Raw genomic sequence first — 6,935 nt, 5'->3', positions numbered from 1 at the left:
CCATGGAATTGTCGGAGCGCACGAGACCATCATCCAACACACGGCTGGCTCGCGCTGACTCGGGAAGGGAGCACCAGCACATGACAACGTTCGACCAGGAACTCACCGGCCGATACGTCGCGGCCGGGCGGCGACCGCCCCGATCTCGACGCCCCGCGTCGCGCGGCCCGTGTTCGTGCGCGACACCATCCGCACGCTCTACAACGCCGACAAGAAGTTCGGGATCGACCCCGCCGACAACGGCTCGCTGGCCGAGCTCGTCGACGCAGCCGAAGAACACCTCGAGCACATTGCCAACGACGTCAGCCAGCGGTCAGTCATGGCGTCGCCCCACACAGGAGGAGACACCACATGAGGAAGCACCACTCCGCACTCGGGGAGGGGCCCTCGCCCTCGCACTGACCCTGACGGGCTGCGGCGGCGACGACACCGAGCCCACGGTCCAGGAGACCCCGAGCCAGTCCCCCTCGCCGACACCCACCAGCACGCCGACTCCGAAGACACCGGAGGAGAAGGCGGCGGCCCAGCTGACGAAGTACCTCGAGGTGAGGGACCTGGCCCACCGGAAGCGGACGATCGACTTCAAGGCCCTCAACCCGGTCGCGACGGGTGAGGAGTTTCTTGAGCTGCAGGAAGCGGTCGTCGACATGAAGATTGCCGACGTCACGAAGACCGGCAGCTACGTCCACACGCTCGGGGAGCCGCGAAACCGCGGCAGCTCGATCGAGATCACGGACTGCGAGGACCGTTCAGGAGTAACCGTGAAGGTGAAGGGCAAGGTGCGGACGCCCGACTACACCACTCCTGAAGGCAACCCTCTCCGCAACCCAGCGCCCGTCAAGTACACCCTCGTCAAGGACAAGGGCACGTGGAAGGTGACCGAATCTGACCTCCTGTGGGAGGAGTCATGCTAAGGCGCATCATCGCTCTGCTGGCGATGCTCGGCGCGTCGTTCGTGGTCGTGGTCGCAATGGCACCCGCGGCCAACGCTGATGGCTGCGACGTCGACGAGGAGACGGGCGAGGTCGTCTGTGAGGACGAGGAGGATGGTGGCGGCAACGGCGGCAACGGCGGTGACGGCGACACCGGCGGCTCCTCCACCTGCAACTACAACGGGAGAGAGATTCCGTGCACCGGCCCCGGAGGGTCGGTGTGGAGCAGCCTTCACGAGTGCTGGATCGGACCTTCGGCTGGTGAGCTGGGCGAAGATCTTCAGCCGCCCGCGGCCAGACGAAGGAAGATGGCGCCTGGCACGTCTGCTACTTCCCGCCGCCCGGATCGTCCTGGGAGTACACGTGGGTGCAGACCGGCGAAGTAGTCACCATCGACCCTGTGGTGCTCGCTCAGCGCGCGATCGCCTCGATGGACCTGGATCCCATCCAGATCGGCATCGTCCCCGAATCGGGTCCGAACCGGGTTGGCCTTGTCGGGCTCCCGGTGTGGATGTGGGTCGACAGCCCGACGGACGACACGTTCGGCCCGATCACTGCATCGGCCAGCGAGGGTCGGTGTCGGTCAGTGCCACCGCCAGCGTCTCCAGCATCGTCTGGGACATGGGTGACGGGACCACGGTGACCTGCACAGGCAAGGGCACCCCGTACGCCGACCACTACGGCAAGCAGGACTCGCCGACGTGTGGGCACCGCTACGAGAAGATGTCAACGGACCAGCCCGATGGGGCCTACCAGGTCACCGCCACGAGCCACTGGGTCGTCGAGTGGGCCGGCGGAGGTCAGTCCGGAACCATCGAGTTCGACCTGACCACCGACGCGCTGCCGATCCGCATCGGTGAGGCCCAGGTGCTGACGTAGTGAGTGGTCGGTAGTCACTCAGCGACCACAGGAGACAGGTCCCCGTCCTCGGAGCAGGACGGGGACCTGTTCTCGTTCTAAGGGCCTCGGATCGAGCCTGGCCGGCGGCGAGTATCCGGCCTGCGCGGGCCACCTTTGCGAAGGGGAAAGCCCCAGGCGTCTCGGGTCACCTGGGGCTTCGGCGCCTAGTAGAGCACGGCCGATCGAGCGCGCAGGAGATCCAGAAACTCACGGCGTCCAGGCCGGGGAGAGGCTGCGCCGGCGCCGGACCGGCGTCGCGTCGACTGCCGTCCGGGGCCGCTCGACCGCGCATGAGAAGGAAGGCCGCGCAAGGGTCGGCCGGGAACTTTTTTGTTTTTCGGGGGCGGGGGCGTCCCCCCTCTCTGACCTGCGCAAACGCAACGACCGTATCCCCGTCGAGCAGGCGTCCCCCCTCGAAATCAGGGGTTTGGGGGGACGGATGCGGGGACGCCTGCTCGCGATCTTTCTGCCGTGCTCAGCCACGGACGAAAGGAGCGAGCGCGATGAGTGTGGGCGACCAGCTCGGCCTCGACGACAACAGCGAACTGCTCGACCAGGCCCGCCAGAAGTGGCCGGCCTGGGTGGCCGCCGATCCGCGCCTCGGTGTGGTCGACAACTTCGACGATCTCCGCTCCTGGCTTCCGACGGTGGACCACGAAACCTCCGACCCGGTCCTCCTCGCGCTGGCCATGCTGGCGGCCCCCGACGGCGGCGGCGACATCGCCGCTGCGGCCGCTCTGGCCAAGTGCCTGCTGCCCGGCGCCTGCCGCTCGCGGGCTGGCTGAGCACCCTCCCGCCACGCGAGGTCTTCCGCGACAGCCAGCCGGTGATGGCCGGCACCTGGTCAGCAGTCGAGCGGGTCGACGAGCTCGTGGCCTCCCAGCTGTGGATCGAGGTCCGCAGCTTCAAGTGGCGCCGGACCCGCAAGGTCGCGGCCAACATCTTGATCAACACCCGCGTCGGTGTCCTCCGCGAGGTCGGCGACTTCTTCTACGTCTCCCGCGCCGACCGCACCTGGGCCAACACCACCCTCGTCGAGTCCTTCTCGGCTGGCGACCTGACGAGCGTCGACGGCGGTGCCGGCTACTCGGCCGAGATGCCGACCGAGCGGGTCGCCGGCGCGCTGTTCCACCGCCCCGAGATCCTCGCCGACGCCGGACCCGAGCAGGAGGAGCCGTCGGCCACTGAGGAGCTCCTGGAGCTGCTCGCGTGGGCCTGCGACCACAAGGTGAGCCCCGCGGACCGGTACCTGCTGCTGTGCCTGGTCGAGGAGGCCGACCGAGTCGAGACCCGCAGGCTGGCGCGCGGGTATGGCGGCCTGCTCAGCAACGAGGTGTCCAGCCGGTCGCGCCCCGCATCGGGGTCTCTGAGGCGACCGTCCGTCGCCACGGCTCTCGCTCCATGCGCGCCCTCGCCGCGGCCGCCCCGAGGAAGTTCGGCCATGACGAATAAGCCCGGAAGTGATCGCTCGCGCCACCCCGCGACACATAGGCGACTGGAGGTGGTGAAGCCCATGACAAACACCCACGACGGCGAGACCCGTAAGCCGGAGCAGATCGCCGAGCTGTTCGCGATCGCCGGCCGCGAGATCGAGGCGATCGAGCAGCTGACCGGCTGCGTCGCCCAGCTGCACGAAGTCCAGGCCGCGAAGGCGCAGCTGCGACCCTGACCCCGGCCGAGGTCCGCGCCGCGCTCGAGTTCCGCCGCGGCACCCTCGGGGAGGCCCAGTGAGCACCCAGACCCCGAGCCGCCCGGTCGGTATCGACGAGCTCAAGCGCCTGGCACGCACTGAACGCCGGCGAGTTCCGCACCGGTCCCGGCGCCGGCAAGGGCCCCCGCGGCCGCGGCACCGCCGCGGAGGACAACTGGTCACCGGCCGACGGCGAGCACACCATCGCCGTGATCGGGTCCGCAGGCTCGGTCGGCGCGAGCACCGTCGCCCTGGCCACCGGCCTGGCGGCAGCCGCCCCGGTCCGAGTCATCGAGTGCTGCTCGGTCACCGCCTCCGGACTCGCCGCGGCGAGCACCGCCGAGCTCGGCCTGCACCCGACCGACTGGCGTCAGGGCAAGCGCGACCACGTCCTGCTCGAGCGCGCCAGCGAGGTCCTCGCTGGCGTCGACGAGGTCCCGCTGCCCACCGAGGCACAGAACGAGACCCAGCTGACCATTCTCGACGTCGGCTGGGAGGCCGGCCAGCTGCTGGCCACCGACTGCTGGCTGGCCGAAGCCGTCCGCGCCGCCGATCAGATCGTCCTGGTCACCACCGCCACCGTCCCCCGCGCGTCGCCATGGACCTGCTGGCCGGCTACTGGCAGCCAGAGCAGATCGTCCTCGCCGTCCGCGGGCCCCGCCGCAAGAAGTGGCCGCGCGGCCTCGAGCAAACCCGCCGTGCCGGCCGGGCGGAGCGTGGAGGACCGCGAGCTCGCGGTCAACGGCCTGGACTCCCGACCCGTCCCGGCCCCCCTGATCTCGGCAGCACGTCAGCTGCTCGAGCCCGCACTGCCCACCGACACCAGCGAAAGCCCCCGCCCGGGGTCAGCAACCCAGAAGGAAGACCATGGACGTCATGACCGCAACCGCAACCACCGTGCTGCCCGAAGGCGCCCCCGGGTGCTGTCGGCCCCACCAACGAGATCACCAGCTACGTGCTGTGGGGCGTCATCGTCCTGTTCGGTCTCATCATCGCCATCATCGCCGAGTGTTCTCCCTGCCGCACGCCTCCAAGGTCGCGCGATCTCGGTTGTCGTGTGGCGATCGCCTCGGGATGCTCAACGGGATCCTCGGCTGGGCTGCGCGCGCAGCCACGAAGAAGGCAGAAGGCACCAGCGAGTGGAGCCGGCGCCGGCTGCTCGGCATCCTGGCCGCCGCCGTCGCCGTGGCTGTGCTCCTGCTCGGCGGCCTCGCCTACGCGGTCTACCTGGCGATCGCCGGCATCGGTGACGAGGCCAGCGCGAACACCGGCGTGGCCACCGGCGAGACCGAGCGCTCGACGGTGGCCCGCGGTGCCGCGCATCGCGATGAGATCGCGGCCGAGCCGATGCTGACCGTGCGCCGCCGGGCCGCCTTCCCGGGGAGCCACCAGCGCCACCGGAGATCAAATCCCGACCGGACCGTGACCGGAGGGCACAGCCGGAGGGCGCGATCGGACAGCTCGCCCAGATCGACCTCGCGGTGCTGCAGTCGATGAGCCTGAGCACCGCCGAGGAGGTCTACAACGCCTGGGCCCTGCCCGGTGGGGTCCGTGCGGAGGACTGGTGGATCACCGCCAGCGTCCGCGCGTTCCTCTCCAGCACCGGGATGGGCGAAGTCAAGGACCCCAGCGCCTCGGTGACCCTGGAGCCGGCCGCCGCGCTGGTCAAGGGCACCGACGGCCCCGACTGGGCGACGGTCTGCGTGCTGATGAAGGTCAGCGCCCCTACAAGCCGATCGCCTTCGCACTGCGAGCATGGGGGCTGGATGGTCGCCCCCGGCGCCCCGCCGGCACCCGCACCCGCGACCTGGCCCGGCACCCAGCTGGCACACGAGGCCGGCTGGCGCACCTGGTCCACCGACCACACCACCGAACCCGCCCACCCCGGCGACACGGAAGGGGAGCACTGAGATGAGCAACCGGATCAACGACTCGATGGGGGAGTCCCGCACGACCCTGCTGCGCGTGGGGGTCCTGGTGGCGATCGCCGTCCTCGTGGCGACCGCCGTCTGGCTCGGAGCGCGCGGCCGGACCGATGACAGCAGCGGAACCGACAAGACATCCGGGGACTCCTCGAGCCAGCCGGGCAGCAGGGGCAGAACGTCTCGGTCGACCAGGTCCCCGGAGAGCGCACCCGCAGACGGCGTCGTGATCCCGACCGGCGCCGACCAGGTCGACGGCTACCCGACCCGGTTCCCCCAGACCGACCTGGGCGCGGTCGCGCTGCAAGTCGAGGTCGCCAAGGCGCAGGTCGGGTTCGACTACGACCAGGCCGCCGCCGTCGCCGGCCTGTACGCCAACCCCGAGGACACGGCCGTCTTCGAGCAGCGCGCCCGCGACGCTGTCGCGCTGCGCCGCCAGCAAGCCGGCGTCCCGAAGGAGGGGGACGTCCCCCCGCCCGCGTCGTACGCGGTGACGCCGATCGCGTACACCCTCGAGGAGCTCGACACCGGCTACTACGCGGTGAACCTGCTCAGCTACGTCACCCTCACCACCGCCAACGGCAAGGTCAGCGACGGCCTCTACGCCGGCACCCAGCTGATGCGGTGGCTCGAGGTCGACGGCGTGGGCGACTGGTGCCTGGTCCAGGCAGCACCGCAGACATCGAGCACCTGGTCTCCACAGCCCAAGGCGGTCGCGCCGGGCACTCCGGAGTACAAGCAGGCCGGCTGGATCCCGATCAACGGCACCCCAGTGAGCACCGCCGACCTCTTCCACCGGGTCACCAGGCTGGGCATCGACGCCCTGGCGGTCCTGGTCCTCACCACGCTTCTCGGAGCCGCCACGACCATCCAGCCGCCAACCGCCGCCGCGGCCGAGCCGGCGACCAGCACGGCGGCCAGCACAGCGCAGGTCGCCACGGTCGAGACCACCAGCCAGCTGCCGGCCCGCACCCTCAAGATGGGCTGCCTTGGTCCGACGAACTGTGCGACATCGGCGGAGACGCCCTCGAGTGCGCGGAGGACCCGGTCGACTGCGGCAAGGACGCGGCCGGTGGCGTCAAGGACGAGATCGAGAACCAGGTCGAGGGCGTCCAGGAGTGCCTGGAAACCCCAGCCTCACCGACTGCGCCAAGGGAGTCGGGGGAGTGTGCCGGGAGTCAGCGGGTGTGGGCTGCTCGACGCGATCTGCGCGCCGGGCTCCCGGGGATCGGACTCCCTGGCGTCCCGGGGGTGCCCGGCATCCCCGGACTCCCGAACGTGGGGGACCTCTTCGGCGCCGGCATCCCCGGCCTCGGTGACATCCCCAACCCGTTCGAGAACATCGGGACGTCATCGCCAAGGCGGCGGCCGATGCCTGGACCGCAGCCATGCTCGCGGTGTGGAGCTCCGGCCTGTTCGTGCTGCGCATCGTGCTCACGTTCAGCGAGCTGTTCTTGACCCCCGACCTCAGCGACGACGGACCCGGTAAGG

The 6,935-nt window shown here is 70.3% G+C and carries 8 protein-coding genes; all 8 read left to right on the top strand.

The window, feature by feature from the left end; translation table 11 throughout:
* Window positions 1–169: 169 nt before the first annotated feature.
* The 8 genes from I601_RS20580 (at window position 170) to I601_RS20540 (ending at window position 6,933) form a co-directional block, all read left to right on the top strand.
* Window positions 170–355 (top strand): hypothetical protein, encoded by a 186-nt coding sequence (locus I601_RS20580; protein ID WP_068114022.1) that lies wholly within the window; start codon window positions 170–172, stop codon window positions 353–355.
* A 190-nt stretch (window positions 356–545) separates the two neighbouring features.
* Window positions 546–914: a hypothetical protein gene (locus I601_RS20575; RefSeq protein ID WP_068114021.1), complete on the top strand. Its 369-nt coding sequence runs from the start codon at window positions 546–548 to the stop codon at window positions 912–914.
* Between the two features lie 639 nt (window positions 915–1,553).
* Window positions 1,554–1,811 (top strand): hypothetical protein, encoded by a 258-nt coding sequence (locus tag I601_RS21635; protein WP_218917723.1) that lies wholly within the window; start codon window positions 1,554–1,556, stop codon window positions 1,809–1,811.
* 524 nt (window positions 1,812–2,335) lie between these two features.
* Entirely contained in the window at window positions 2,336–2,617 is a 282-nt protein-coding gene (locus I601_RS20565) for a hypothetical protein (RefSeq protein ID WP_157520391.1), read from the top strand.
* Window positions 2,578–3,501 (top strand): hypothetical protein, encoded by a 924-nt coding sequence (locus I601_RS20560; protein ID WP_068114014.1) that lies wholly within the window; start codon window positions 2,578–2,580, stop codon window positions 3,499–3,501. The genes I601_RS20565 and I601_RS20560 overlap by 40 nt, the downstream gene beginning before the upstream one ends.
* 1,029 nt (window positions 3,502–4,530) lie before the next feature.
* Window positions 4,531–5,019, top strand: a complete 489-nt coding sequence (locus I601_RS20550) for a hypothetical protein (protein ID WP_157520388.1) — start codon at window positions 4,531–4,533, stop codon at window positions 5,017–5,019.
* Window positions 5,016–5,432 (top strand): hypothetical protein, encoded by a 417-nt coding sequence (locus I601_RS20545; RefSeq protein ID WP_157520385.1) that lies wholly within the window; start codon window positions 5,016–5,018, stop codon window positions 5,430–5,432. The genes I601_RS20550 and I601_RS20545 overlap by 4 nt, the downstream gene beginning before the upstream one ends.
* 1 nt (window position 5,433) lies before the next feature.
* Complete coding sequence (locus I601_RS20540; RefSeq protein ID WP_068114001.1) at window positions 5,434–6,933, top strand: hypothetical protein; 1,500 nt, start codon at window positions 5,434–5,436, stop codon at window positions 6,931–6,933.
* Window positions 6,934–6,935 lie beyond the last annotated feature (2 nt).

Source organism: Nocardioides dokdonensis FR1436 (genome assembly GCF_001653335.1).
In the GTDB taxonomy this organism is placed as follows: domain Bacteria; phylum Actinomycetota; class Actinomycetes; order Propionibacteriales; family Nocardioidaceae; genus Nocardioides; species Nocardioides dokdonensis.
This window is presented reverse-complemented; position numbering and strand designations above follow the sequence as displayed.